The sequence below is a fragment of the Rhizobium sp. 01T444 genome (genome assembly GCF_056398305.1).
Genome location: NZ_JBFTPD010000031.1, coordinates 1 through 22,103 on the forward strand (window position 1 = coordinate 1; position 22,103 = coordinate 22,103).

24 protein-coding genes and 2 tRNA genes are annotated in these 22,103 nt (G+C 60.2%); 12 read left to right on the plus strand and 14 right to left on the minus strand.

The features are described from left to right. The coding region (locus AC1DTN_RS29915) for a putative PEP-binding protein (protein ID WP_477923841.1) at positions 1–1,175 on the plus strand (1,175 nt) is incomplete at its 5' end. Here AC1DTN_RS29915 and AC1DTN_RS29920 read toward each other — a convergent pair. Together AC1DTN_RS29920 and AC1DTN_RS29925 are read right to left on the minus strand one after the other, a co-directional pair. Continuing rightward, positions 1,169–1,444: a hypothetical protein gene (locus AC1DTN_RS29920; RefSeq protein ID WP_037105558.1), complete on the minus strand. Its 276-nt coding sequence runs from the start codon at positions 1,442–1,444 to the stop codon at positions 1,169–1,171. The genes AC1DTN_RS29915 and AC1DTN_RS29920 overlap by 7 nt on opposite strands. Positions 1,445–1,517: 73 nt before the next feature. Further along, positions 1,518–1,715: a hypothetical protein gene (locus tag AC1DTN_RS29925; RefSeq protein ID WP_439014284.1), complete on the minus strand. Its 198-nt coding sequence runs from the start codon at positions 1,713–1,715 to the stop codon at positions 1,518–1,520. Positions 1,716–1,824: 109 nt separating this feature from the next. Here AC1DTN_RS29925 and AC1DTN_RS29930 point away from each other — a divergent pair, with 109 nt between their 5' ends. Next, positions 1,825–2,070, plus strand: a complete 246-nt coding sequence (locus AC1DTN_RS29930) for a hypothetical protein (protein WP_025669523.1) — start codon at positions 1,825–1,827, stop codon at positions 2,068–2,070. Between the two features lie 96 nt (positions 2,071–2,166). Here AC1DTN_RS29930 and AC1DTN_RS29935 read toward each other — a convergent pair whose 3' ends face one another. Then, a complete protein-coding gene (locus tag AC1DTN_RS29935) occupies positions 2,167–2,556 on the minus strand; it encodes a hypothetical protein (RefSeq protein WP_113323114.1) in 390 nt (129 codons plus the stop codon). A gap of 226 nt (positions 2,557–2,782) precedes the next feature. On the opposite strand from AC1DTN_RS29935, the gene AC1DTN_RS29940 reads away from it, so the two are divergent. Next, complete coding sequence (locus AC1DTN_RS29940) at positions 2,783–3,688, plus strand: DUF1499 domain-containing protein (protein WP_439014285.1); 906 nt, start codon at positions 2,783–2,785, stop codon at positions 3,686–3,688. 156 nt (positions 3,689–3,844) lie between these two features. Here AC1DTN_RS29940 and AC1DTN_RS29945 read toward each other — a convergent pair whose 3' ends face one another. The 3 genes from AC1DTN_RS29945 to AC1DTN_RS29955 are packed head-to-tail and all read right to left on the minus strand — an operon-like array spanning position 3,845 to position 5,516. Further along, positions 3,845–4,300: a thiol-disulfide oxidoreductase DCC family protein gene (locus tag AC1DTN_RS29945; protein WP_477923842.1), complete on the minus strand. Its 456-nt coding sequence runs from the start codon at positions 4,298–4,300 to the stop codon at positions 3,845–3,847. 2 nt (positions 4,301–4,302) lie between these two features. Then, positions 4,303–5,217 carry an MBL fold metallo-hydrolase gene (locus AC1DTN_RS29950; protein WP_477923844.1) on the minus strand — a complete coding sequence of 305 codons (915 nt, stop codon included), beginning with the start codon at positions 5,215–5,217 and terminating at the stop codon, positions 4,303–4,305. Positions 5,218–5,219: 2 nt separating this feature from the next. Then, entirely contained in the window at positions 5,220–5,516 is a 297-nt protein-coding gene (locus tag AC1DTN_RS29955; RefSeq protein WP_037105544.1) for a cupin domain-containing protein, read from the minus strand. Positions 5,517–5,674: 158 nt separating this feature from the next. On the opposite strand from AC1DTN_RS29955, the gene AC1DTN_RS29960 reads away from it, so the two are divergent. Beyond that, positions 5,675–5,749, plus strand: a tRNA-Gln gene (locus AC1DTN_RS29960). Between the two features lie 19 nt (positions 5,750–5,768). Here the strand turns inward: AC1DTN_RS29960 and AC1DTN_RS29965 are convergent. Beyond that, positions 5,769–6,371, minus strand: a complete 603-nt coding sequence (locus tag AC1DTN_RS29965) for a TetR/AcrR family transcriptional regulator (protein WP_477923846.1) — start codon at positions 6,369–6,371, stop codon at positions 5,769–5,771. 111 nt (positions 6,372–6,482) lie between these two features. On the opposite strand from AC1DTN_RS29965, the gene AC1DTN_RS29970 reads away from it, so the two are divergent. From AC1DTN_RS29970 to AC1DTN_RS29980, 3 genes are all read left to right on the plus strand, one after another. Continuing rightward, positions 6,483–7,169: a PspA/IM30 family protein gene (locus AC1DTN_RS29970; RefSeq protein ID WP_113323118.1), complete on the plus strand. Its 687-nt coding sequence runs from the start codon at positions 6,483–6,485 to the stop codon at positions 7,167–7,169. Positions 7,170–7,203: 34 nt separating this feature from the next. After that, positions 7,204–7,485, plus strand: coding sequence for a YiaA/YiaB family inner membrane protein (locus AC1DTN_RS29975; RefSeq protein WP_008529123.1), 282 nt, complete (start codon positions 7,204–7,206; stop codon positions 7,483–7,485). A gap of 93 nt (positions 7,486–7,578) precedes the next feature. Then, positions 7,579–10,974, plus strand: a complete 3,396-nt coding sequence (locus tag AC1DTN_RS29980) for an acyl-[ACP]--phospholipid O-acyltransferase (protein ID WP_477923847.1) — start codon at positions 7,579–7,581, stop codon at positions 10,972–10,974. 95 nt (positions 10,975–11,069) lie between these two features. Here AC1DTN_RS29980 and AC1DTN_RS29985 read toward each other — a convergent pair whose 3' ends face one another. After that, positions 11,070–11,480, minus strand: coding sequence for a hypothetical protein (locus AC1DTN_RS29985; RefSeq protein ID WP_113323120.1), 411 nt, complete (start codon positions 11,478–11,480; stop codon positions 11,070–11,072). A 261-nt stretch (positions 11,481–11,741) separates the two neighbouring features. Between AC1DTN_RS29985 and AC1DTN_RS29990 the strand changes: the two genes are divergently transcribed. Next, a tRNA-Pro gene (locus tag AC1DTN_RS29990) sits at positions 11,742–11,818 on the plus strand. Here AC1DTN_RS29990 and AC1DTN_RS29995 read toward each other — a convergent pair. Then, complete coding sequence (locus tag AC1DTN_RS29995; protein WP_477923848.1) at positions 11,802–12,185, minus strand: hypothetical protein; 384 nt, start codon at positions 12,183–12,185, stop codon at positions 11,802–11,804. The genes AC1DTN_RS29990 and AC1DTN_RS29995 overlap by 17 nt on opposite strands. Before the next feature lie 472 nt (positions 12,186–12,657). Here AC1DTN_RS29995 and AC1DTN_RS30000 point away from each other — a divergent pair, with 472 nt between their 5' ends. After that, positions 12,658–13,371 (plus strand): class I SAM-dependent methyltransferase, encoded by a 714-nt coding sequence (locus AC1DTN_RS30000; RefSeq protein ID WP_477923850.1) that lies wholly within the window; start codon positions 12,658–12,660, stop codon positions 13,369–13,371. Between the two features lie 24 nt (positions 13,372–13,395). Here AC1DTN_RS30000 and AC1DTN_RS30005 read toward each other — a convergent pair whose 3' ends face one another. Beyond that, positions 13,396–13,551 (minus strand): hypothetical protein, encoded by a 156-nt coding sequence (locus AC1DTN_RS30005; RefSeq protein WP_477923852.1) that lies wholly within the window; start codon positions 13,549–13,551, stop codon positions 13,396–13,398. Positions 13,552–13,744: 193 nt separating this feature from the next. Between AC1DTN_RS30005 and AC1DTN_RS30010 the strand changes: the two genes are divergently transcribed. Then, a complete protein-coding gene (locus tag AC1DTN_RS30010) occupies positions 13,745–13,930 on the plus strand; it encodes a hypothetical protein (protein WP_310378195.1) in 186 nt (61 codons plus the stop codon). Positions 13,931–14,260: 330 nt separating this feature from the next. On the opposite strand, the gene yghU is transcribed toward AC1DTN_RS30010, so the two are convergent. Both yghU and AC1DTN_RS30020 read right to left on the minus strand, forming a co-directional pair. After that, entirely contained in the window at positions 14,261–15,139 is an 879-nt protein-coding gene (yghU, locus tag AC1DTN_RS30015; RefSeq protein WP_439014293.1) for a glutathione-dependent disulfide-bond oxidoreductase, read from the minus strand. A 141-nt stretch (positions 15,140–15,280) separates the two neighbouring features. Next, the gene (locus AC1DTN_RS30020) at positions 15,281–15,946 is read right to left on the minus strand and encodes a GNAT family N-acetyltransferase (protein WP_113323131.1); all 666 of its coding nucleotides are present in this window, start codon (positions 15,944–15,946) and stop codon (positions 15,281–15,283) included. Positions 15,947–16,052: 106 nt separating this feature from the next. Between AC1DTN_RS30020 and pdxR the strand changes: the two genes are divergently transcribed. Further along, positions 16,053–17,459: a MocR-like pyridoxine biosynthesis transcription factor PdxR gene (gene pdxR, locus AC1DTN_RS30025; RefSeq protein ID WP_477923854.1), complete on the plus strand. Its 1,407-nt coding sequence runs from the start codon at positions 16,053–16,055 to the stop codon at positions 17,457–17,459. Between the two features lie 51 nt (positions 17,460–17,510). On the opposite strand, the gene AC1DTN_RS30030 is transcribed toward pdxR, so the two are convergent. Then, positions 17,511–19,016 carry a DegQ family serine endoprotease gene (locus AC1DTN_RS30030; protein ID WP_113323132.1) on the minus strand — a complete coding sequence of 502 codons (1,506 nt, stop codon included), beginning with the start codon at positions 19,014–19,016 and terminating at the stop codon, positions 17,511–17,513. Positions 19,017–19,538: 522 nt separating this feature from the next. Between AC1DTN_RS30030 and AC1DTN_RS30035 the strand changes: the two genes are divergently transcribed. Continuing rightward, positions 19,539–20,591 carry a LacI family DNA-binding transcriptional regulator gene (locus tag AC1DTN_RS30035; RefSeq protein ID WP_477923857.1) on the plus strand — a complete coding sequence of 351 codons (1,053 nt, stop codon included), beginning with the start codon at positions 19,539–19,541 and terminating at the stop codon, positions 20,589–20,591. Between the two features lie 26 nt (positions 20,592–20,617). Here the strand turns inward: AC1DTN_RS30035 and cysN are convergent, their stop codons facing one another. Next, a complete protein-coding gene (cysN, locus tag AC1DTN_RS30040; protein WP_439014297.1) occupies positions 20,618–22,102 on the minus strand; it encodes a sulfate adenylyltransferase subunit CysN in 1,485 nt (494 codons plus the stop codon). Between the last annotated feature and the right edge of the window lies 1 nt (position 22,103).

Here is a 22,103-nt window from a genome sequence, read left to right on the forward strand (position 1 = left end):
GCATTGGTGTGACGCTGAAGAGGGGCGATATCATCACTATCGACGGTTCCGCCGGTCAGGTGCTGAAGGGCGAAGTGCCGATGATCCAGCCGGAACTGTCGGGCGATTTCGGCCGCATCATGGGCTGGGCAGACCGCGCCCGCCGCATGACCGTGCGCACCAATGCCGACACGCCGGCCGATGCCCGTGCGGCCCGCTCCTTCGGTGCCGAAGGCATCGGGCTTTGCCGCACCGAGCATATGTTCTTCGAGGGCGAGCGCATCCATGTCATGCGCGAGATGATCCTGGCGGAAGACGAGAAGGGGAGACGCAGCGCGCTCGACAAGCTCCTGCCTATGCAGCGGGGTGATTTCACCGGCCTGTTCACCGTCATGCACGGCCTGCCGGTAACGATCCGTCTGCTCGATCCGCCGCTGCACGAATTCCTGCCGAAGAGTGATGAGGAGATCGCCGAGGTCGCCTATGCCATGGGCATGGAGCCTTCGGCCCTGCGCCAGCGCGTCGACGCACTGCACGAGTTCAATCCCATGCTCGGCCATCGTGGCTGCCGCCTTGCCATCTCCTATCCTGAAATCGTCGAGATGCAGGCGCGTGCCATCTTCGAGGCTGCGATTGCCGCAGCGCAGGAAACGGGGGCGGCCGTCGTTCCCGAAATCATGGTGCCGCTCGTCGGTCTGCGCTCGGAGCTCGATTACGTGAAGGCGAAGATCGATGCCGTGGCACTGGATGTCATGTCGGAAGCCAGGATGCGCATCGACTATCTGGTTGGCACGATGATCGAGCTGCCGCGTGCCGCTTTGCGCGCCCATGTCATTGCCGAGGCAGCCGAATTCTTTTCCTTCGGCACTAACGACCTGACGCAGACCACCTTCGGCATTTCGCGCGACGATGCCTCGGCCTTCATTCCGACCTACCAGCGCAAAGGCATCATCGAGCATGATCCCTTCATATCCTTGGATTTCGATGGAGTAGGGGAGCTGATCCGTATCGCTGCCGAGCGCGGCCGGCGCACGCGAAACGACATGAAGCTCGGCATTTGCGGTGAACATGGCGGCGATCCCGCCTCTATCCATTTTTGTGAAACGATCGGCCTCGACTACGTCTCCTGCTCGCCCTTTCGCGTGCCGATTGCGCGGCTTGCAGCCGCGCAGGCGGTGATTTCAGGCGCTCAGTGACGGTAGCGATAGTAGCGCGGATAAACGTAGGGACCGTTCAGATTATAGGCCATGTCGGCCATAACCCAGTCGCTGTCGTAGCGGGCCTGGGCGCGGCGGTCGAGATCGATGCGCTGCAGGCAGTTGGCAAAGCCGTCCGTTCCGCGCTTGAAGCCGTAGCCGAGGCAGGTCTGTTCGTCACGTGCCCGGCGCTCCTCGGGCGTCAGGGTCTGGCAGGCGGCAAGCCCGGCGGCCAGAACGGCAAGAAGCGGCAGAACATATGGGCGCATCGGTCTATTCCTTGAGCATGAATGTCCGACCAAGAAAATCCATCTGCCAGGCGCCGTCAACCTGACTGTGATATCAAGCCGCGCCCGCCGGGTCGCCAATCGGCAGCAGCGCCGGGTCAAGCGGCCGGCCTTCCGGCTTCTTCGTGTCGCTCGGGTCCTGTGCCGGCGCCAGCGGCGGTTTTTCCTGAATGCGGTCAGGAATATCAGGGGTCGGTTGCGGGCCCAGCGGCGCCTTTGCGCCGGGCGTCTGAATCGGATCTCTTTTCGGCATGATTCGCCTCCTTCACTGAGGAAGGAACGGCAGGATGCATGCTTGGTTCCACTTTCGTTGCCATGCGTTCCTATGTAAGAGCAAAGACAGCAGCACTGGAAAGAGCACCATGGCGATCCGCGATCGATTCTCGAAGAAACTCACCTGTCCGCAATGTGGCAATAGCGGTTTTGCCGAAGCCTCCGAGATCGACGACGCCAAGCGCAAGAATCCCGACTTCAAGGTGGATCAGCTGCCACGCGGCTTCTTCGTGCAGCGCTCGTCGGTCCATCAGGAAACATTCATGCTGAAATGCGAATGCGGCCGCAAATTTCCTTTCCGCTCGTTGGCGGAAGCTGCAGCAGGCCGCGATTAAAGCATGTCGCGCAAAAGTGTGCAGCGGTTTTGCGATAACGACATGCGCAATAAGGCGTGGCGAGCGAATCCTAGCGACCGCGACACGCTTTAGAATTCAGATTCGCTCGAGAACCTCGATGAAGGCATCGGCGAAACGCACCAGATGTTCGGTATCCTCATCGGGCGCCTGCATGCGGATTTCCGTGCCGTTCTGGTCGAGCAGAGCCAGAACCACCCGCATCTTCTTGTCCGATGTTGGGATGCGCAGAACCGCGATTCGCCGGCAATCCTCAACGAGCCCCGCTGCCGGCAGGTCGAAGAGAAATTCGCCACGGCTTTCGGTAGCCGCCTTGCGCACCACCTCGCAGAAGCCGGCTTCGCCATCGGCATAGCCTTCCAGCGAAAGTTCGAGTTCGAGCAGTTCCAGTGGCAACAGCGGCTCGGCGCGGTCGATGCCGCCAAGCGAGGAAGCTCGCGGCCTTTCCATCGTCTCGGATGAGATCATCTGTCTCTCCTGTTTCGTGGGAAGTGCATGAGACTCCGGTAGAATGGCCTTTTTACGGCATATCAGCAATAGCTTATGGAGATCCTATGCGCTTTGATTTGGCCTTTGAAGTGGATTGCTTCGGCAATGCTCAGACAAGAGTTTCAATTTAAACGAATCTTGCACTAGAAAAGTCGTTGGCAGCGGATGCATTCGATGCATCGCTGCCGACCAACTGGTAAGTTTGATGGCCATCCGTTTCGATCGTCCCGTTTCCAGCGCTGCCCGCTTTTCGCGGCACTTCGGGGCGTTTGCGCTTGTGCTTTCGGTCGCGGTGCTGATCGCCCATCGCTTCGGTGGGCTGGCGACACCCTATCTCATTCTGGTGCTGCTCGTTTCCGTCGGCTGCGCGATTCTCGCGACCCTGTTGGCTGCTATCGGCCTTCGCAGCCTTTGGATGACCGGTGCCGAAGGCGGGTTGAATGCGCTGGCGGCACTCATTTACGCTGCCTTTCCGCTCGGTATCGGTGCCTTTGCAGCGGAGCGCTATTTCACTCTGCCGGCAATCTATGACGTGACCACGGATACGGCCACCGCACCCGACTGGCTGTCGACGCCGCAGGCAGACCAGATCTGGCTGCCGCGTGATCCCGTCCTCACATCCGCCGACCGCGAAAGGCAGCTTGTCGCCTATCCGGAACTCACGGGCCGCCGCTACGACGGCGCGCTCGACCGTGTTCTCGAAGCCGTCAAGAAGGTCGCCAAGCAAAACGGCATCACCATCACCAAAAGCGAAGGCGACACGACGCCCGGCCGCGAACTGGAAAATAGGCCCGTTCCGGCGCAGCCCGAAAGCGGTGTCGCCGATTCGCCCGATATCATCCCCGTGCCGACGCCGCGCCCCTATGAGGACGATGTGGCGAAGCTGATCCGCGGCGCCAATGGCGTGATCCTGCAGGGCACGACGCGTACCTTCATCCTCGGTCTGCGCTTCGACTTCATCATCCGTCTGCGCGAAGAGGCCGAAACCACCTTCGTCGACGTGCGCGTTGCCTCCCGCTATGGCCAGCACGACCTCGGCTTCAGCGCCGAAGAGGCCGAGCAATATCTTGGTGCCCTCGATTCAGAACTTCTGGGTATTGCGGGTGGGTGAGGTCTGGTGCTGCGGAGCAGCAGCAATCGATCCAGTGAATCGATTGCAAGACCGAACGCCCGGAGCCATGCGGAGGGCCGGGATACGGTGAGGCACAGTAAAACGCCCTTATCGCAAAACTATCCGATAAAATACGAAGAGCCGTAACCGCCAAATCTACCCCAGAAACCGCTCCCGCACCTCAGCCGTCGGCACCATGCAACTCTCCCGCCGCCCCGCTATCCTCAGCCTGTTCCGCGCAACTAAGCCATAGGCGACATCCGCAATTCGCCGCGGCACGATCCGCAACATTCCTGCCAGAGCCCAAGGCATGCCGAGCCCCTCCAGCATACGGATCGTGGCATCGGATTTGTAATAGGCGCGACCCCTCTCGAGCAGCAGGTTGGTCTCGTAGTCCCGCGTCTCCAGCCCGTAATGCCGATAGAGCGCCTCGCCGAGCGGCGTCTGGGCGACGATGAAGCGGTAGCGTTTCTCCCTATCCCGCTTCAGCAGGAACTGCACCCAGCCGGAGCAGAAGACACATTCGCCATCGAAGAGGATCAGCGGCTTGTCGTCCGCGAAAGCGGGTACGGAAGGGTCGCCGCGATAGCTGTAATCCGAATGCGCGGCCATCCTCAGCCTCCTGCCAATCGATAATGCGCAACGAGGGAAGGCGGCCTGTCGGCTGTTACCTCGCCGCGCTCCATCAGGTCCTCGATATGTGCCAGCACCGAAAGGGCTGCCGCACCATGCAGCCGCTTATCGGTATCGCGGTATATCACCTCGACCATCCTAGGGATGGTGCTGTCCCCCGCCCGGATGCGCTCGATGATAGAGCGCTCCCGCAGGCGCCGATGCGTCTTCAGCGCGCGCAGGAAAGGCGCAGGCGACGTCACCGGCCCTCCGTGGCCGGGCAGCAACAGGCTGTCCTCACGGGCGATCAGCTTGTCGAGCGAGGCCATATAGTCGGCCATGGAGCCGTCCGGCGGAGCCACGATCGTCGTTGCCCAGGCCATCACATGGTCGGCCGAAAACAGGACGCCGCTGCCCTCAAGCGCGAAGGCCGCATGATTGGCGGTGTGGCCGGGCGTCAGCACCCCCGTCAGCGCCCAGCCGTCACCGGAAATCGTCTGCCCGTCGCCGATCGCGATGTCGGGCACGAAATCCATATCGGAACTTTCCGCAAAGGGGTTGATCTCGCCCTCGCGCAGCGGCCGCGACGGACGGTGGGGTCCTGCGCCGACCGTCAGCGCTCCCGTTTTTTCCTTCAGCCGTTTGGCAAGCGGCGAGTGGTCCCGATGGGTGTGGCTGACGAAAATATGCGTCACCTGCCGGCAGGAGAGCGCCGCCATCAACGCTTCGAAATGCACCTCATCCTCCGGCCCCGGATCGATAACGGCAACCGATGTGCCGCCGACGATATAGCTGTTCGTGCCGCGGAAGGTGAAAGGGCTCGGATTGTTCGCCGTCAGGCGCTGGATGCCGGCTGTGACCAGAACCGCCCGGCCGTAAGCAGGATCGAAGAAAAGATCGAAGTTCGCGCCGGACATGTCTATTTATATTCGATCTCGATGAAGGACATGGGCTGGTCGCCCGCATTGACGACATTGTGCTCGGTGCCGGCCTCGCGGCGATAGGCAGCGCCCTTGGCGATATCCACCCGCCGGCTTCCCTCGGCATCCTCGATCAGGAACTGGCAGTCGGTCATCGGCACGACCACGTAGCCGAACCCATGTGTATGAACGCCGGTATCGGCACCCGGCTCGAAATCCCACTGCGTGATGCGCACGACGGCATCATCGAGGATCAGCGTCGCAAGCGCCGGCGGACGGGCGCGATATTGGCTCAACGGTGTCTCCATTGGCTATGTCGATGCTTGAAGTCCTACCATGCCGACGTGACAGCGCATACAAATATGACGTCGCAGTGAACTTAGTGATTGTGGCGCAGACAGTCCTTTGCTAATCAGGCCACGTTTTGGCGAAGCGGCATTCGCTTCAGCTCTGGTGGGGCGTAGCCAAGCGGTAAGGCAGCGGTTTTTGGTACCGCCATCCCCTGGTTCGAATCCAGGCGCCCCAGCCACATCTCTCGGACAACCCGTTCACCTGTTCGCTGCCCCTGCGGCAATAGTCAGCACAAGCTCATCTACCTCGCGCGCAAGACGCTCGGGGGGCAGGCCGACGAAGCGGCCTTCGAGACTGATGCTGACGACGCCGTGAACGGCGCCGAACAGGGTGCGGGCGCGGATGGCTCTGTCTTCGGCCGGCATATAGGGTTGCAGTTCGGCAAGCGGGTCGGCGATCACGTCCATCAGGAAGAGATGCTCGTCGAGATGCCATTGCGGCGTCGGGCTGGTTTCGGGCGGAAAGTGGTCGAACAGCGCCTTCCAGAGATTTCGGTTTTCGACCGCAAAACTTAAATATCCCTGCGCCAGCTTACGCAGCCGGTCTGTCGGCGTCCTGTCCCTGGTTTCGGGTAGTGTCAGCCTTGCCTCCAGCGCCTTTAGCGTTGTGGAGTTCACGTGGATGACGAGTTCGGAGAGATCGGCGAAGACCGTATAGAGCCCACCGAGCGCACACCCGGCATCCTGTGTGATGTCGCGCGCCCTGAGATTGGTGAGCCCTTCCTGGGCAATCCGATTTCGCGCCGCATCGATCAGCCGTGCCTTCAGATCCTCGCGTTTTTCTTCTCTTTTGCCGGCCATTAACTATCTCGCTTCGATTTTGTGAACGGTGTTCAAAATTATTCTTGAACACCGTTCACCATTCTGCCATAACTCAACTCGTGAACAACGTTCATAAACCGGAGGAAGGAAATGTTCAAACTGATTTCGACTTTGCTGCGGGGCAGGGCTCACGATGCCGAACAGGCCTTCGCGGATCGCAATGCCGTGCCTCTGCTCGCCCAGCAGATTCGCGATGCCGCACAATCGATCCAGTCGGCCCGTCGCAGTGTGGCGATCGCCATTGCCCAAAACGAGCAGGAGCGGATCCAGCACGCAACGATCATCTCCCGGATCGACGATCTCGAAACCCGCGCCTCCGCTGCACTTGCCAAGGGCAATGAAGGACTGGCCCGGGAGGCCGCCGAAGCGATCGCCTATCTTGAAGCCGAGCGCGATCAATCCGAAAAGGCCCAGGCCCAGTTCACCACTGCAATCGACAAACTGAAGGGAATTGTCCGCGTCTCAGAAACGCGGCTGCAGGAACTCCAGCGTGGCGAGCGCCTGGCCCGCGCCACCGAAGAGGCGCAGAAGCTCGATGTCACCGTGGCCGGTCCAGGTCTTGCGACGCTTGACGATGCGGAGGAGACCCTTGCGCGCCTTCGCATCCGCCAGAACCAGAATGAGATGACGGCCTCGGCCCTGAAGGCGATGGAGACATCAACTGCTCCCGCCGGCATCATCGAGAAGCTTGCCAATGCCGGATGCGGCGCGCCGCTGCGCTCCTCCGCCGATGACGTGCTCGCTCGCCTGCGCAGCCGCATCAACCCCGCCGCTTAAACTTCACATTATCAAACCTGAGGGAATCACGACAATGAACGATAGTTTCCAGAAACATTCCGCCAGCTGGGTCAGCTTCTCCTACATCTCTTTCGGTGCAGCAGCCTTCATGCTGGCTCTCGGCCTCTATATGATGCCGCTCGATCTCTGGGGCAAAGGCTATCTGGCGATGGGCATTCTGATGCTGGTGCAGACGACGGTGAATATCACCAAGACACTGCGCGACAATGCCGAATCCGAAAAGCTGATCCGCAAGGTCGAAGACGCCCGCACGGAGAAGCTGCTCGTCAAGTTCAATCGTAACGGTGAAGATTGATCTTCGTTAACGACACCATAGAGTTGTTATCGCGCTCAACTTTTGCGTAACAACTCTATGGCGTTGTCTGTGGATCGCACAAGGAGCCAGCCCATGCAACGCAGCCTGATGACTTCGAGGAAATTCGCGCCGTTGTTCTGGACGCAATTCCTGACCGCCTTCAATGACAACTTTCTCAAGAACACCCTTGTGTTCCTGATCCTGTTCCAGATGTCGGCCAATGAAGGCGCGGCACTCGTCACGCTCGCGGGCGTCATCCTCATCATACCGTTTCTGCTGCTTTCGGCCATCGGCGGCGAACTCGCCGACAAGCACGACAAGGCACGGATCGCCGAACTTCTGAAACGATGCGAGATCGCGGTCGCCGCTCTTGCCGTCGTCGGTCTTGCATTCTCGTCCATCTGGATACTGATGGCGGCGCTGTTTGGCTTTGGCGTCGTCTCTGCGCTTTTCGGACCGATCAAATATGGCATCCTGCCCGACCATCTGGAGCGCCGCGACCTGCCGAAGGCCAATGCCTGGATCGAAGGCGGCACCTTCATTGCTATCCTTGCTGGCACGATCGTTGCCGCGTTCGCCTTTTCCGGCGGCGACAATGTCCTCGTCTTCGGCACGATGATGATAGGGCTTTCGGTGATCTGCTGGCTTGTCAGCCGGATGATCCCGGCAACCGGCTCCAAGGCTCCCGATCTCAAGATCGACACCAACGTCATCCGCTCCAGCTACAATCTCGTCATGGAAATCCGCAGCGACAAGCGCCTCTGGCGTTCGGCGCTGATGAATTGCTGGTTCTGGCTGGTTGGCGCCTTCGTCCTGTCCATCCTGCCGACCATGGTCACCGAGTTGCTTGGTGGTTCGGAAATCGTCGTGCCGGCCTATCTGACGGTCTTTGCCGTCGCCGTCGCGATCGGTTCGGCAATCGCTGCCTGGATGTCGTCGGGTCGCATCGTGTTGTTGCCGGCGCCGATCGGCACGGCCCTACTTGCCATCTTCAGCCTCGATCTCGCCTGGAACCTTTGGGGTCTGCAATCGACCAGCCATGCGACGACCATCCTCACCTTCTTCGCGGGCCAGAACACCATTCGCGTCGCAATCGATCTCGCCGGGATGGCGATCTCGGGCGCCTTCATTGCCGTACCGACATTCGCTGCATTGCAGACCTGGGCGCATGAAGACCACCGCGCCCGCGTTATCGGCGCTGCCAATGTCCTGTCGGCTCTCTTCATCACGGTCGGCCTCGGTGTCGTTGCCGCCGTCCAGGCCCTGGGCGCCTCCATTCCTGAGATCCTGATCGGCCTCGGCATCATCAATTTCGCCGTTGCCTGGCTGATGCTGAAGACGCTGCCGACCAATCCCTTCCGCGATTTCGTCTCGATCCTGTTCCGCGCCTTCATGCGGCTGGAGGTCGAAGGGCTCGAAAATATCAAGAAGGCAGGTCGCGCACCGATCATCGCGCTCAATCACGTCAGCCTGCTCGATGGCGCGCTGGCACTCGCCATCACCGAGGAGGAACCGGTCTTTGCGGTCGACTACAAGATCGCCCAGGCGTGGTGGGTCAGACCCTTCCTGAAGATGTGCAAATTCCTGCCGCTCGATCCCACAAAGCCGATGGCGACGCGTTCGCTGATCAAGGTGGTGCAGGACGGCAGCCCGATCGGCATCTTTCCCGAGGGACGCCTGACGGTGACCGGCACGCTGATGAAGGTCTATGACGGTGCCGCCATGGTCGCGGACAAGACGGGATCGATGGTCGTGCCTGTGCGGATCGACGGCCTGGAGAAGAGCTATCTCTCCTATCTTGATAACGGCAAGATCCGCCGCCGGCTGTTTCCCAAGGTCAAGGTCACCATTCTCGAACCGGTGAAGCTGGAAGTCCCGCCTGAGCTCAAGGGTCGCAAGCGCCGCACGGCGGCGGGCGCTGCCCTTTATCAGGTCATGTCGAACCTGATGTTCAGGACCGCCGATACGTCCTCGACCGTCCTTGATCGCATCATCGAGGCAAGCCACGAATTCGGCATGAGCAAGCTCGCCGTCGAGGATCCGGTCACCGGCAAGCTCACCTACGGCAAGCTGCTGACGGGTGCTGCCGTGCTCGGCGCGAAGTTCCGCACCCTATTCCCGGAACGCAATCTCGGCGTCATGTTGCCGAACGCCAATGGTGCCGCGGCCACCCTTCTCGGTGTAATGACGGCAGGCAAGGTGCCGGCCATGCTGAATTTCACCGCCGGTGCGGCCAATATCCTGTCCGCGTGTAAGGCGGCGGAAGTGAAGCATGTCCTCACATCCCGCGCCTTCGTAACGCAGGCCAAGCTCGGCCCTGTCATCGAGGAGATGGAAAAGCAGGTGAAGATCGTATGGCTTGATGATCTGCGTGCCGAAATTGGTCTGGTCAGCAAGATCAGAGGCTATCTGCACAAGGCAAGGCCGCTGGTGAAACGCCAGCCGGATGATCCGGCCGTCATCCTTTTCACCTCTGGTTCGGAGGGCACGCCCAAGGGCGTGGTGCTGACCCATCGCAACATCCTGTCGAACGCCGCCCAGGCCGCCGCTCGCATCGATTTTCATAGCGGCGACAAGGTGTTCAACATCCTGCCCGTCTTCCATTCCTTCGGCCTGACGGCCGGCACTGTTCTGCCGCTGATCTCGGGCGTGCCGGTCTATTTCTATCCTTCGCCGCTGCATTATCGCATCGTGCCGGAACTGATCTATGTCTCGAACGCCACGATCATCTTCGGCACCGACACCTTCCTCAACGGCTACAGCCGGACAGCGCACCCTTATGATTTCCGCTCTATCCGCTATATTTTCTCCGGCGCCGAGCCGGTGAAGGCCTCGACCCGCGCCACCTATATGGAGAAATTCGGCCTGCGCATTCTCGAAGGTTACGGCGTCACCGAGACCGCGCCGGTCATTTCGATCAACACGCCGATGTACAACAAGTCGGGCACGGTCGGCAAAATCCTGCCGGGCATGGAATGGAAGCTCGAACCGGTCCCTGGCATCGATGAGGGCGGCCGGCTCGTCGTTCGCGGCGCCAATGTCATGGCTGGTTATCTGCGCGCCGAAAATCCCGGTGTGCTCGAACCGCTCGTCGATGGCTGGCACGATACTGGCGACATCGTCACCATTGATGAGGACGGTTTCGTCAAGATCCGTGGCCGCGCCAAGCGCTTTGCAAAGATCGGCGGCGAGATGATATCGCTTGCTGCCGTCGAGACCCTTGCTGCGGAATTATGGCCGGGCGCACTTTCGGTCGTCTCCTCGATCCCGGACGCAAAGAAGGGCGAGCGGCTGGTTCTTTTGACCGATGCGCCGACTGCCACCCGCGCCGAGTTCCTCGCTTTCGCCAAATCGAAGGGTGCCATGGATATGATGGTGCCGGCCGAGGTCAACATCGGCGCGGTGCCGGTGCTCGGATCGGGCAAGGTGGATTTTGTGACGGCGCGCAAAATGGCCGAAACTGCGGCGCAGCCGGAGCAGGCGACATAAAGCCAGTCTTCGCCGGTTGAACGGCCCAGCGATGATCTCTGAAAATGAAACAGGCGGCTTATGGCCGCCTGTATCCGTATCTCTGACAGACCGCGTTACTTCTGTTCCGGCGCCAGGAATTCTGCGCAATAGGAAGGGCCGTTCACGCCCGGAATATCGTTCACGGTACGGATGTCGCGGATCGTGTAGTCGGAATTGGTGGTGATTTCGGCCTGGCAGCGCAGGTAGAGCGTGCGGGCGCTCGCAACCTGCTTGCCGCGCTTGCCATCGGCGCCTTCGGCATATTTCGCGGGAACGCGCACCGTCTTGTAGCCGCCCTTCCAGCTGTAGATCGTCGACGAGCCTTCGTCGCGGTCGCTAAGCGGCGGGCCGTAGGCGGCAAAGAATTTGCCGGCCGACTGGCCGACCCAGCGTGCTTCGATCGGATCGCCGGGAGTGGGTATGGTGGTGCATCCGGCAAGCGCAATCGCAAGCGCGGCGGCCCCGGTCATGGTGCGGAATTTCATCGTGTCGTCCCTGATATCTAGCCAGTGGCTGCGAAGCCGCCTTCACGGCGGTTTCGCCTGTCCCGCCAAGCGCTTTAGCGCGTAACCCGGCAAAAGAAAATTGCCTGTTCGGCGCTTGTGAACAATTTGCCGGAGGTGTGGCTTTTTGCTGCATGGCCGGCCGGAAGGCGCTGTCATTAGCCTGTCAAAAATTCAGACGACTTTTTGAATTTTGGCGCTTGCGCAACATGATAGGCCGGTCTATAGAGGCGCCGCTGGTCACGGAGTGTAGCGCAGTCTGGTAGCGCACCACGTTCGGGACGTGGGGGTCGAGTGTTCGAATCACTCCACTCCGACCAGCCGAAAAGCCCGCTTCTGCGGGCTTTTTTCTTTTCCGGCTTTGCTGCATGAAAATTCGCGGCAACGAGTGCGGCAATGAATGGTCACTTCTTCTTCCTGCGCGGCCGGTGGTGAATGCTGCACCGATATTTGCTTGATGATCGGGATGGTGATGGCCGTAGGTTTTCTCGAGCGTCTAAGGGTCATGCCTAAGTAGCCGGAAGCTTCCCACTTATCGGCCGCGGCTTGCATTAGCCAGATGGCCGCCGCGTGTCGCAGCGTTTGCCTGACAATGCCTTTCGCATCATCGCCCAGTCCGCCCTCGAAGCTGCCGGCATTGTCTTCATCGACTTGAACGGCAACGGCCCCGGCGTTCGACTTCGCCACCCGGCTTGACCGCTCCATCTTCAATAGCTGCAGGACAGCGCGTTGGTCGGCCTGAAGCCCTGGCTACATGCGGGATTCACGGAAGTCCTGGGCTGATACTGGAAATCGGCACGATTTGAAGTTTTGTGCGTCGTGCACGCTGAGGCTAGAGTGGTCAGCCAGATCAACGTAACGCCTATTATCAGTGTCCGAAATCTGCTCATCATGGTCACCTTCCCGTGGCAAAGCGCCTGAACGCAAAATGTCGCTCCCTTAGACGGATGCGAGAGCCATCACGAACACTTGACCGCTCCATTTCGCGGGTGGGAATAGGCAACCCGAACGCCACCCTTTTGCCGGCACGGATCTGCCCCGCGTATCAAGAAATGACGATCGCTTGTGCGATAGTCGACGCAACTTTGGTGTGTATTTAGAAAATTCTAACTTGCTAATGCGTGTTGGGTGCGCATAATCCCCTTGGGGAGGAACGGGGATGATCAGCAGCGCTGAAATAATCGAAATGTATTCGGACTATTATACTGACGGCGAAGTCGCTGAGAAACGCGCAATCGCCGCGAAGCAGTCCGTTGGACACATCAAGCAAGTTGCAGCAGATCAGAGCTTCCAATCAATCATCGATATCGGCGCAGGCGAGGGCGCGGTTCTTTCGGAACTTGCCGACAATGGCTTTGCCAATCGTTTCGCGGCAGTGGAGCTATCTCGATCAGGTATAGAGGCCATACGGGCACGCCAGATCGAAGCTCTGGCAGCGGTCAACCAATTCGACGGCTATTCAATCCCACATCCAGACAAGACATTCGACTTGGGTCTGGCAATCCACGTTCTCGAACATGTCGAGCATGAACGGATGTTTCTGCGGGAGGCCAAACGTGTCAGTCGAAACCTCTATGTCGAGGTGCCGCTTGAACTTACCAACGATCTTTCGAAGTCTATCCGAGAATCCGGCCCCTACGGCCATATCAACTTTTATACGCCAGGCTCCTTCGAGAACTTGCTGAAGACGTGTGGCCTTAAGGTCGAGCGTCTAATGGTTTTTGCCCACGACATTCAATACGAACAGTACTTGGCTGGACGGGCAAAGGGATGGCTAAAGTACCAAATTCGCCAAAAACTCCTGAGAATCGCTCCGAAGTTTGCCACGAGGAATATGGTCTATATGGCGGGAGCACTTTGCAAAGCTGATTGATAGAGCGGGTCGAAGCCCGCCGCCTCAATCGTCCTTCCCGCGGCGATCCCAATAGCCGACGGTCTGAACGGCCAAGTTCAGATTGCTGGTGGCCCAGCTAACGACACGGCTGTTCATGTCGGTCACCACCGATCCGCGGTAGCCCCAGCTGTCCGCGGCCGGCTTTACGCCATTGTCCAAAATCGCCCAACCTAAGGGTCACCGGCATCAGGATCAGCAAGGCCGACCTCACTGGCGCCGGTATTCACCGTAGCCCGACAGGCTCTGTTTCCTCCTCCGCCCACCGATTTGAAATAGCCAAAACGTTAAATTTTAGATGTTGCTAACGAACAAATTGGCGCTAAGCTGGTTTCCTTCGGAGGAGGAAGCGTCAATGAAGAAGATGAACAATCGACAAGTTCGAATCCCCGGCCCGAAAGATCAGGATATCACGGAGCATTGCCGAAAATTCGGGATAGGCCCGGCCGAGGAGAAGAAGCTGAAGAAGCTCCTGGGCCATCGGGCGCCACTCCACGAGATCCAGGCGAACGCTTCCACGCCTCAGCCGAAGTGGCGTTAGAGCGAAAGCTTTTTCACCTGAGCTATGAATGTGATTGTTGGCGTCAGCCCGCTCTGACACGGCCAAGAGATTTCCCAGATGCTCGAAATAAAAAGCCCCGCCGGTGGCTTTCGGCGGGGTAGATGGGGAAAGCTCTCCGAAAGGTGGCAGGAGAGCTTGGGCATTTCAGCAAGACTGGAAGAATGAGGCGAGGGCACTTTTGCCGGATTCGGTACAGTTCGCTTAAAAACCCATAATTTTTAGTGGGAAAATTTGCGATTTCGGCCTGGCGCCGTTTTTTGGCAAGGGCAGGCACGCCGTCGTAACGGCGCGCCTGCCTTTCTGATGTCGTCAGCCGACTGCCAGCAGCTTGTCCTGCGTCTTCGTGTCGAAGTCGCTGGCGTCATGGCGTTCGTGGAGCTGGCTGGAGAGCTCGCCGCTGACGCGGTTGACCATGCGGCCACGCTTGACGGCCGGGCGTTCGCCGATCAGGTCAGCCCAGCGCTTCATGTTCTTGTATTCCTGCACCTGCAGGAATTCGGCGGAATCACCATACATCCAGCCCTTCACGAGGCCGCCATACCAGGGCCAGATCGCCATGTCGGCGATAGTGAACTCGTCGCCAGCAATATATTCGCGCTCTGCAAGTTGCCGGTCGAGCACGTCGAGCTGGCGCTTGGTTTCCATGGCGAAACGGTTGATCGCATATTCGATCTTGGTCGGCGCATAGGCGTAGAAATGGCCGAAGCCGCCGCCGAGATAGGGCGCGCTGCCGACCTGCCAGAACAGCCAGGAGAAGCATTCGGCGCGCTTGGCCGGGTCGGTCGGCAGGAAGGCGCCGAATTTTTCCGCGAGATAGGTGAGGATCGCGCCGGATTCGAAGATGCGCACCGGCTTTTCGCCGCTGCGGTCCATTAGCGCCGGGATCTTGGAGTTTGGGTTGACCTCGACGAACCCGCTGCCGAACTGGTCGCCATCGCCGATCCTGATCAGCCAGGCATCATATTCCGCGCCGCTATGGCCCAGCGCCAGCAACTCCTCCAGCATGATCGTCACTTTCACGCCATTTGGTGTTCCAAGTGAATAAAGCTGCAGCGGGTGACGGCCGATCGGCAACTCTTTTTCACGGGTCGGCCCGGCAATCGGGCGGTTGATGCTGGCGAATTGGCCGCCGCTTTCCTTGTCCCAGGTCCAGATCTTGGGGGGCGTGTACTCGGACGAACTGGTCATATGAGCTCCTGACAGAATAACTTCGTGCTTTGCGTGAAAGGCCCAACCCTTAACCTCAATTGGGACCCATGAACATATTGGTAGCAATGAAGTTATTGTCATCGGGGCGGCGGCTTTTTAATTGCCGCCACCAGAGCGTTTTTAAAAGCTGAGCTTGCTCTTCTGCTGTCCCTCGGCATCGAAGTTTTCGGGCGCCAGCCATGCCTCATAGCCGGCCTTCAGCTTCGGCCAATCGCCGTCCGTCATGGCAAACCAGGCGGTATCGCGATTACGGCCCTTCTGCACCATGTGCTGGCGGAAGATGCCTTCGAAGGCGAAGCCGAAGCGTTGTGCCGCGCGCTTGGACGGCTCGTTGAGATTGTTGCACTTCCATTCGAAGCGTCGGTAGCCGAGCGTGTCGAAGACATAATCGGCGCAGAGATAGAGCGCTTCGGTCGCCACGCGCTTGCGGGCGATATCAGGTCCCCAGAGGATATTGCCGATCTCGATGACACCATTGGCGGTATCGATGCGCATCAGTCCCTGCCGGCCCTCGGCGCGTCCCGTTGCCTTGTCGATGACGGCAAAGAACAAAGGGTCTTCGCTTGCGACGGACCTTTCCAGCCAGGGCGTGAAGGCTGCCATATCAGCCGGTGCTGCTTCGAAGAGATAGCGGAAGCGGTCCTCCGCGCCCGGTTGCTGCGCCGAGCGGAGCAGATCGGCGCCGTGCTTTGCGGCGTCCAGCGGTTCCAGACGGGTGTAGCGGCCTTCAATCGGGGCGCGGGCGGGGCGGGCAACACCCTTCCAGTCGGCAAGATCTTTTGTCATATCCGTCATTCCATTGAGCTTATGCATTGAACTCCGACTGCTCTTGCCTTGCAAATGGACTGGAGTAAAAGTCCAGTTTTGAACTTTCTGGCAGACCAGTTGACGCATGACATCGGCACCCACATGGCTGAGCCTCGATCGAAACGGCGGTGACCTGACCGGACAGATCTATCGAAGCCTGCGCGATCGTATCCTGCTCGGCCAGCTTCCGGCCGGCCATAAGCTGCCATCGACCCGTGCCTTTGCGGCTTCGCTCGGTGTTGCACGCTCCACGGCGGTAGAGGCCTATGACCGCCTGAGATCCGAAGGTTATATCGAGGCCTCTGCGGGTGCTGCGACGCGGGTTGCCGCACTCGAACGCATGCGGCCGGAACGGCAGCGGGAGGATCGCGCTCACGTTGAGGAAAAGAGATCGGACCAGCCTTCCTATCGTGGCCTGTTCCGGCCCGGTGTGACTGATGTATCGGATTTCCCGCATGCCGCCTGGAGCCGCCACCTCGCTTCCTGCAGCCGTTCGCTGCGCAGCCATCATCTCGGCTATGAGAACCCGACCGGTATCCGCGAACTACGCAAAGCCATCCTCGAGCATATCTCGGCGACGCGCGGCGTGGTCGCCGAGCCGGAGCAGGTCATGATCATGCCCTCCACGCGCGCGGCGATCGACATGCTAGCGAGGTCAATGCTGAGCAGGAGCGGGCGCAAGACCGCATGGATGGAAGATCCCGGCTATAATGCTGCGCGCTTGCTGCTTGTCGATGCCGGCGCCGACATCGTGCCGATTCCCTGCGACGAGCACGGCATCGACGTTTCCCGGGCGGAAGGCCCGCAGCCGGCGCTGATCTATGTGACGCCATCCCATCAATATCCGACCGGTGCCACGCTCAGCCTGCCGCGCCGGCTGGCGCTGCTGGAGGCAGCGCGCCGTCACGAAAGCCTTATCGTCGAGGATGATTACGACAGCGATTTTCAATATGGCTCGCGGCCGATAGCCGCCTTGCAGGGCATCGACAGGGCGGAGGTCGTGGCTTACGTCGGCACCTTCTCGAAGGTGCTGGCGCCTGGCCTGCGTGTCGCCTATGCGGTCGTGCCGCGCTGGCTGGTATCAGAGGCTTCGGAGGCGCTGCATCGCAGGGGCGTTGCCGTCTCCACCCATATTCAGGCGGCACTTGCCGATTTCATCAATGAGGGCCGTCTGCGCGCCTATCTGAGGCGCATGAACCAACGATATGCCGAGCGCATGGCCCGGACGATCAGGATGCTGGAGAGCCATTTTGGCGGAAGGCTTGTCATTTCGGGCGGCAATGGCGGACTGCAGCTTGCTGCCTGGTTTCGCGATGAGACGGTGGATGACCGGGCGGTCGTCGGGAAGGTGAATGCATCAGGCTATGGTCTGATGCCGATGTCGGGTTTCTTTATCGGCAAATCTGCCCCCGGCATCCTCTTTGGTATCTCGCAAGCGGAAGCGGCTGCCGTTCAAAGACTGGCAGCCGATCTGAAGTTGATGCTTGGTTAGAAACAACTGCGCCCGGATCTGGTCCGGGCGCAGCGCTCACGTGGATGCCCTTCAAGCGGCGGCGAAGGGCACGGCCACGAAGGTCTTGTTGCCGCCGCGTTCGATCAGGAGCAGCACCGACTTGCGGCCGGACTTGCCGGCATCGGCGACGGCGGTCTTGACGTCGCGGGCATCATGCACCGGCTTGTCGTTGACCGAGACGATCACGTCGCCGGGCTGGATGCCGGCCGCTGCGGCCGACTTGTCCGGGTTGACGTTGGCAACGACTGCGCCGGCAACGCTGTGAGGCAGATTAAGCTGCTGGCGGACATCGGGCGTCAGGTCGGCAAGGCCGATGCCGAGGCTCGGTTGGCCGGCAGCCTGGCCCTGGTCGTCGCTGCTTTCGACGGCAGCCTGCTTCTGGGTGTCTTCATTGCCGCCGACGGTGACGTTGAGATCCACCGTCTTGCCGTCACGCCAAACGGCGAGCGTTTCCTTCGCACCCGGCGACAGGTCGGCAACCAGGCGCGACAGGTCCTTCGGCGTCTTGACATTTTCGCTGCCGACGGCGGTTACGATGTCACCCGTCTTGATGCCGGCATGTGCAGCAGGCGTTCCGTTGGTAACGGCGGCAACCAGTGCGCCTTCAGCCTTGGAGAGGCCGACAGCATCGGCGACATCCTGCGTGACCGGCTGGATCTGCACGCCGAGATAGCCGTGATCGATCGAACCGTCCTTCTGCAGCTTGGCAACGATCGTCTTTGCTTCAGACGAAGGAATGGCGAAGCCGACGCCGACACTGCCGCCGTTCGGCGAGTAGATGGCGGTATTGATGCCGACGACATTACCGTCACGATCGACCAGCGGGCCGCCGGAATTGCCGTGGTTGATCGGTGCATCGATCTGGATGAAGTCGTCATAGGGGCCGCTGTGCAGGTCACGGCCGCGGGCCGAGACGATGCCGGCCGTCACCGTCGTGCCGATGCCGAACGGGTTGCCGATGGCAAGGATCTGGTCGCCGAGCTTCAGCTTGTCGGAATCGCCCCAGGCGACCGTTGCAAGCGGATGCGGAGCCTGAACCTTCAGAACCGCGAGGTCGGACTTGGCATCGGCGCCAAGCAGCTTGGCCGGCAGTTCGGTGCCGTCATCGAGTGTGACCTTGATGTCGATGGCATTGTCGATGACGTGGTTGTTGGTGACGATCACGCCGTCGGGGCTGATGACGAAGCCGGAGCCGAGCGCCATGGCATGCTGCTGCGGTTGCTGCTGCTGTGGTGCCTGGTGCGGTAGAGGAATACCCTGCTGTTCGAAGAACTGGCGGAACTGCTCGTCCATCGGTGAACTGTCGGCGCTGGCGTCGGTCGCCTTCATCGTGGTGGTGATGGTTACCACGGCCGGCTTGTCGGCATCGACGATGGAAGCAAACGAGCCGTTGGAGGCAAGAATGCCGCCGGTCTCGGCCGGTGCAGCAAGAGCCGCCGAGGAAGAGGAGATGGCGAAGGGCAGGGAGGCCGCGCCGAGAACGATGGCCGCTCCGACAAGTGCTGCGGCCCGATGCTTGCGAAGAATGTTTGACATGGTGGAAGTCCCTTGCGAGAGCGTTGGCATTGAATGGCGTCTTGGTTCCGTGCCATGGACCTTGGCGTCGATAAGTATTGGCGTCAGTTTTTGCCGTATATTACCTGGATTTCGCCTGTATGATGTGGCGAATACTATGTTCAGGAAGAACTGGCGCTTGATACCTATATGACCCGTTCCGCGGGATTTACAAATTAAACATTGATCATGTTTGTATTACGGTATCGTAAGACATTACTATAATTTAATCTTGTCTGACCAAGCATTGACGCAATTCTCCCGGCGTCTGCTGTTGCCCGCACCGTGGGGCGCCAGAATAGTAAAATATATCCCACTTTCCCGTGATCCGCCGGCGTGCCAGCGCGTATTAAATCGAACCATTCGCAACGGTTGTTCATGTTTTTTCGCGGTTTGGTTGAGGCGGAACGTTAAAATGTTAGTAGACTCTAAATTATTTTTTCTTCAGAAAGAGAAAACTGCGAATCGGCGAAGGGCCGGGCTCGCGGCGGCATGCGGGAAGCGATGAGGGATTCAGTGAAGCCGGGGCGGGAAAAGAAGCGCGGTTCCCATGTAAAGCTGAGTGATGTTGCAAAGAGGGTAGGGGTCAGTCCGATCACAATCTCGCGTGCGCTTCGCAATCCCGAAATCGTCTCTGAAGAGTTGCGAGAGGTCATCCTGCGCACAGTCGACGAGATGGGCTACATCCCCAATCTTGCCGCCCGCGCTCTTGCCGGCCGCCACAGCGGCATCGTCGGCGTCATCACGCCGTCGCTTCATCATCCCTGCTTCACGGGTGTGATGATGGGCATCGAGGAGCGGTTGCGCGCTACGGATCTGCGCGTGCAATATGCCAACACGCTCAACGACGTCGATCAGGAGATCAACCAGTTCAAATCCTTCCTGGCGCAGAAGCCGGCCGGGATCATCCTCGTCAACGCGGAATATTACGACGGCCTTGCGACGCTGATGGATGCGGCCGCCTTTCCGGTCGCCCACGTTGCCGATCTCAGCCAGCCGCCGGAAACGCTGCTTGTCGGCATGTCGCATCATGTCGCCGCCGCCGCCGCCACCCGGTTCCTTCTGTCGAAAGGGTACAAGCGGATTGGTTTCATTGGCGGGCTCAGCGATATCCGCTCGCGCCGCAGTCGTGCGGGATATGAGGAGGCCATGCGCCAGGCCGGTCTCGACAATCCTTCGCTGACACACGGCGAAGACGGTTCCACCAGCATTGGTCTCGGACGGCGCCTGTTCAGCGAGCTGCTGGAGCGGGTGCCGGATCTCGATGCGATCCTTGCGCAAAATGATGATCTCGCCCTCGGCGCGCTGATCGAATGCAATGAACGCGGTATCAGCGTGCCCGATGATTTCGGTATCTGCGGCTTCAACGATCTGGAATTCGCGCAGTTCACCTCGCCATCTCTGACGACGGTGCATGTTCCGCGTTATGATCTTGGCCGCCGGGTTGCCGATATGCTGCTACGCGCCATCCGCGAAGAGCCGGCGGAGGAGCACAGGGTCGATCTCGGCTTTTCGATCATCGAGCGCGGGTCGACGCGCTCGATGCTGAAGCAATAAAAAGGGGCCGACTGGCCCCTTTTTTCTCAGATATCGCTGGCCGCGCTCGACCAGAGCTCGGCCGCTTCCGAGGCCGTCATGCGGCGCACCTCCGCTTCGTGGCTACGCTTGGCGAACAACTCGCTTGCCATGATCTGCTCGGCAAGGTCGGCCGGAAGCGACAGGATCACGCGGGCATCATTGCCATGCAAGCCGCTGACATCGGCGCGCTTGCCGGTCACCATGCCGCCGGCGATGGTGTTGTTGGTCTCGGGGTCAATCAGGATGAAGGAGCCGGTGGCGCGGTTCTGCTCGTAGGGATCGAAGATTGCCGCTTCGTCGAAAACGAGACGCACCTTGCCGATGGCGTTCATGTAAAGCCGCTGGGCGGAATTCCATGTGCCGGTCTTGAGCTCCAGCTGGCTGACGGGCTCGACCTGAACACGCTGGCGGCGCGAGCCGCTCTTCAGCCAGTAGCGCTTGCCGGCCTCGATACCCTCAGGCTGCAGCGCAACGACCTGTGCATCGAAGGAAAGGCCGGTCTGCGGCTGCGAGTCGATCGAAACGATCATGTCGCCGCGTGCGACGTCCACCTGACGGTCGAGAACGAGCGTGATCGCATCACCGGCAACTGCCGCATTACGCACCAGATCGAAGGTGACGATCTTTGTGACATTTGCAACCATGCCCGAGGGCAGGATCATGACGCTGTCGCCTGGCTTCACATTGCCGCCGGCAACCGTGCCCTGATAGCCGCGGAAGCTTTCGCCCGGACGCGAAACACGCTGAACCGAAAGGCGGAAACCGGTCGTCTGGCCGGAGCGCACGGTTGCATGTTCCAGCGTTTCGACCAGCGTCGGGCCGCTATACCAGGGCATTGCTGCCTGGCCGGAATAGACGACGTTTTCGCCCTTCAGCGCCGACATCGGGATCGCGGTGATCTGCTTGACGCCGAGCGAAAGTGCGAATTCCTTGAACTCGTGGGTGATCTTGTCGAAGCCGGCGCGGTCGTAATTCGTCAGGTCGATCTTGTTGACGGCAAGCACGAACTGTTTGATGCCGAGCAGCGATGCGATCGTCGCGTGGCGGCGCGTCTGCTCGAGAATGCCGGCGCGGGCATCGACCAGCAGCACGGCGAGATCGGCCGTGGATGCGCCAGTCGCCATGTTGCGGGTATACTGCTCGTGGCCGGGCGTGTCGGCAACGATGAAGGAGCGCTTGTCTGTCGAGAAATAGCGATAGGCGACATCGATCGTGATGCCCTGTTCACGCTCGGCCTGCAGCCCATCGAGCAGCAGCGCGAAATCGGGCAGGCCGAGATCGTTCTGCTTGCCGGTAGAATCGCGGCGAAGCGTTGCCGCCTGGTCTTCCTTCACTGCCTTGGTGTCCCAGAGCAGGCGGCCGATCAGGGTTGACTTGCCGTCATCGACGCTGCCGCAGGTGATGAGGCGCAACGGGCGCGAGTCGCGCACGGCCTTGAGTGGCTCGGCGGCGGGCACGGCGACGGCGTTTGCGGGAACTGCTGCAGTCATC

Excerpts from the sequence above, each read along its gene's own strand:
- AC1DTN_RS29920 (WP_037105558.1), bottom strand. The coding sequence starts at position 1,444 with ATGCGCCCATATGTTCTGCCGCTTCTTGCCGTTCTGGCCGCCGGGCTT.
- AC1DTN_RS29925 (WP_439014284.1), bottom strand. The coding sequence starts at position 1,715 with ATGCCGAAAAGAGATCCGATTCAGACGCCCGGCGCAAAGGCGCCGCTG.
- AC1DTN_RS29930 (WP_025669523.1), top strand. The coding sequence starts at position 1,825 with ATGGCGATCCGCGATCGATTCTCGAAGAAACTCACCTGTCCGCAATGT.
- AC1DTN_RS29935 (WP_113323114.1), bottom strand. The coding sequence starts at position 2,556 with ATGATCTCATCCGAGACGATGGAAAGGCCGCGAGCTTCCTCGCTTGGC.
- AC1DTN_RS29940 (WP_439014285.1), top strand. The coding sequence starts at position 2,783 with ATGGCCATCCGTTTCGATCGTCCCGTTTCCAGCGCTGCCCGCTTTTCG.
- AC1DTN_RS29945 (WP_477923842.1), bottom strand. The coding sequence starts at position 4,300 with ATGGCCGCGCATTCGGATTACAGCTATCGCGGCGACCCTTCCGTACCC.
- AC1DTN_RS29950 (WP_477923844.1), bottom strand. The coding sequence starts at position 5,217 with ATGTCCGGCGCGAACTTCGATCTTTTCTTCGATCCTGCTTACGGCCGG.
- AC1DTN_RS29965 (WP_477923846.1), bottom strand. The coding sequence starts at position 6,371 with ATGGCCGGCAAAAGAGAAGAAAAACGCGAGGATCTGAAGGCACGGCTG.
- AC1DTN_RS29970 (WP_113323118.1), top strand. The coding sequence starts at position 6,483 with ATGTTCAAACTGATTTCGACTTTGCTGCGGGGCAGGGCTCACGATGCC.
- AC1DTN_RS29975 (WP_008529123.1), top strand. The coding sequence starts at position 7,204 with ATGAACGATAGTTTCCAGAAACATTCCGCCAGCTGGGTCAGCTTCTCC.
- AC1DTN_RS29980 (WP_477923847.1), top strand. The coding sequence starts at position 7,579 with ATGCAACGCAGCCTGATGACTTCGAGGAAATTCGCGCCGTTGTTCTGG.
- AC1DTN_RS29985 (WP_113323120.1), bottom strand. The coding sequence starts at position 11,480 with ATGAAATTCCGCACCATGACCGGGGCCGCCGCGCTTGCGATTGCGCTT.
- AC1DTN_RS30000 (WP_477923850.1), top strand. The coding sequence starts at position 12,658 with ATGATCAGCAGCGCTGAAATAATCGAAATGTATTCGGACTATTATACT.
- AC1DTN_RS30010 (WP_310378195.1), top strand. The coding sequence starts at position 13,745 with ATGAAGAAGATGAACAATCGACAAGTTCGAATCCCCGGCCCGAAAGAT.
- yghU (WP_439014293.1), bottom strand. The coding sequence starts at position 15,139 with ATGACCAGTTCGTCCGAGTACACGCCCCCCAAGATCTGGACCTGGGAC.
- AC1DTN_RS30020 (WP_113323131.1), bottom strand. The coding sequence starts at position 15,946 with ATGACAAAAGATCTTGCCGACTGGAAGGGTGTTGCCCGCCCCGCCCGC.
- pdxR (WP_477923854.1), top strand. The coding sequence starts at position 16,053 with ATGACATCGGCACCCACATGGCTGAGCCTCGATCGAAACGGCGGTGAC.
- AC1DTN_RS30030 (WP_113323132.1), bottom strand. The coding sequence starts at position 19,016 with ATGTCAAACATTCTTCGCAAGCATCGGGCCGCAGCACTTGTCGGAGCG.
- AC1DTN_RS30035 (WP_477923857.1), top strand. The coding sequence starts at position 19,539 with ATGAGGGATTCAGTGAAGCCGGGGCGGGAAAAGAAGCGCGGTTCCCAT.
- cysN (WP_439014297.1), bottom strand. The coding sequence starts at position 22,102 with ATGACTGCAGCAGTTCCCGCAAACGCCGTCGCCGTGCCCGCCGCCGAG.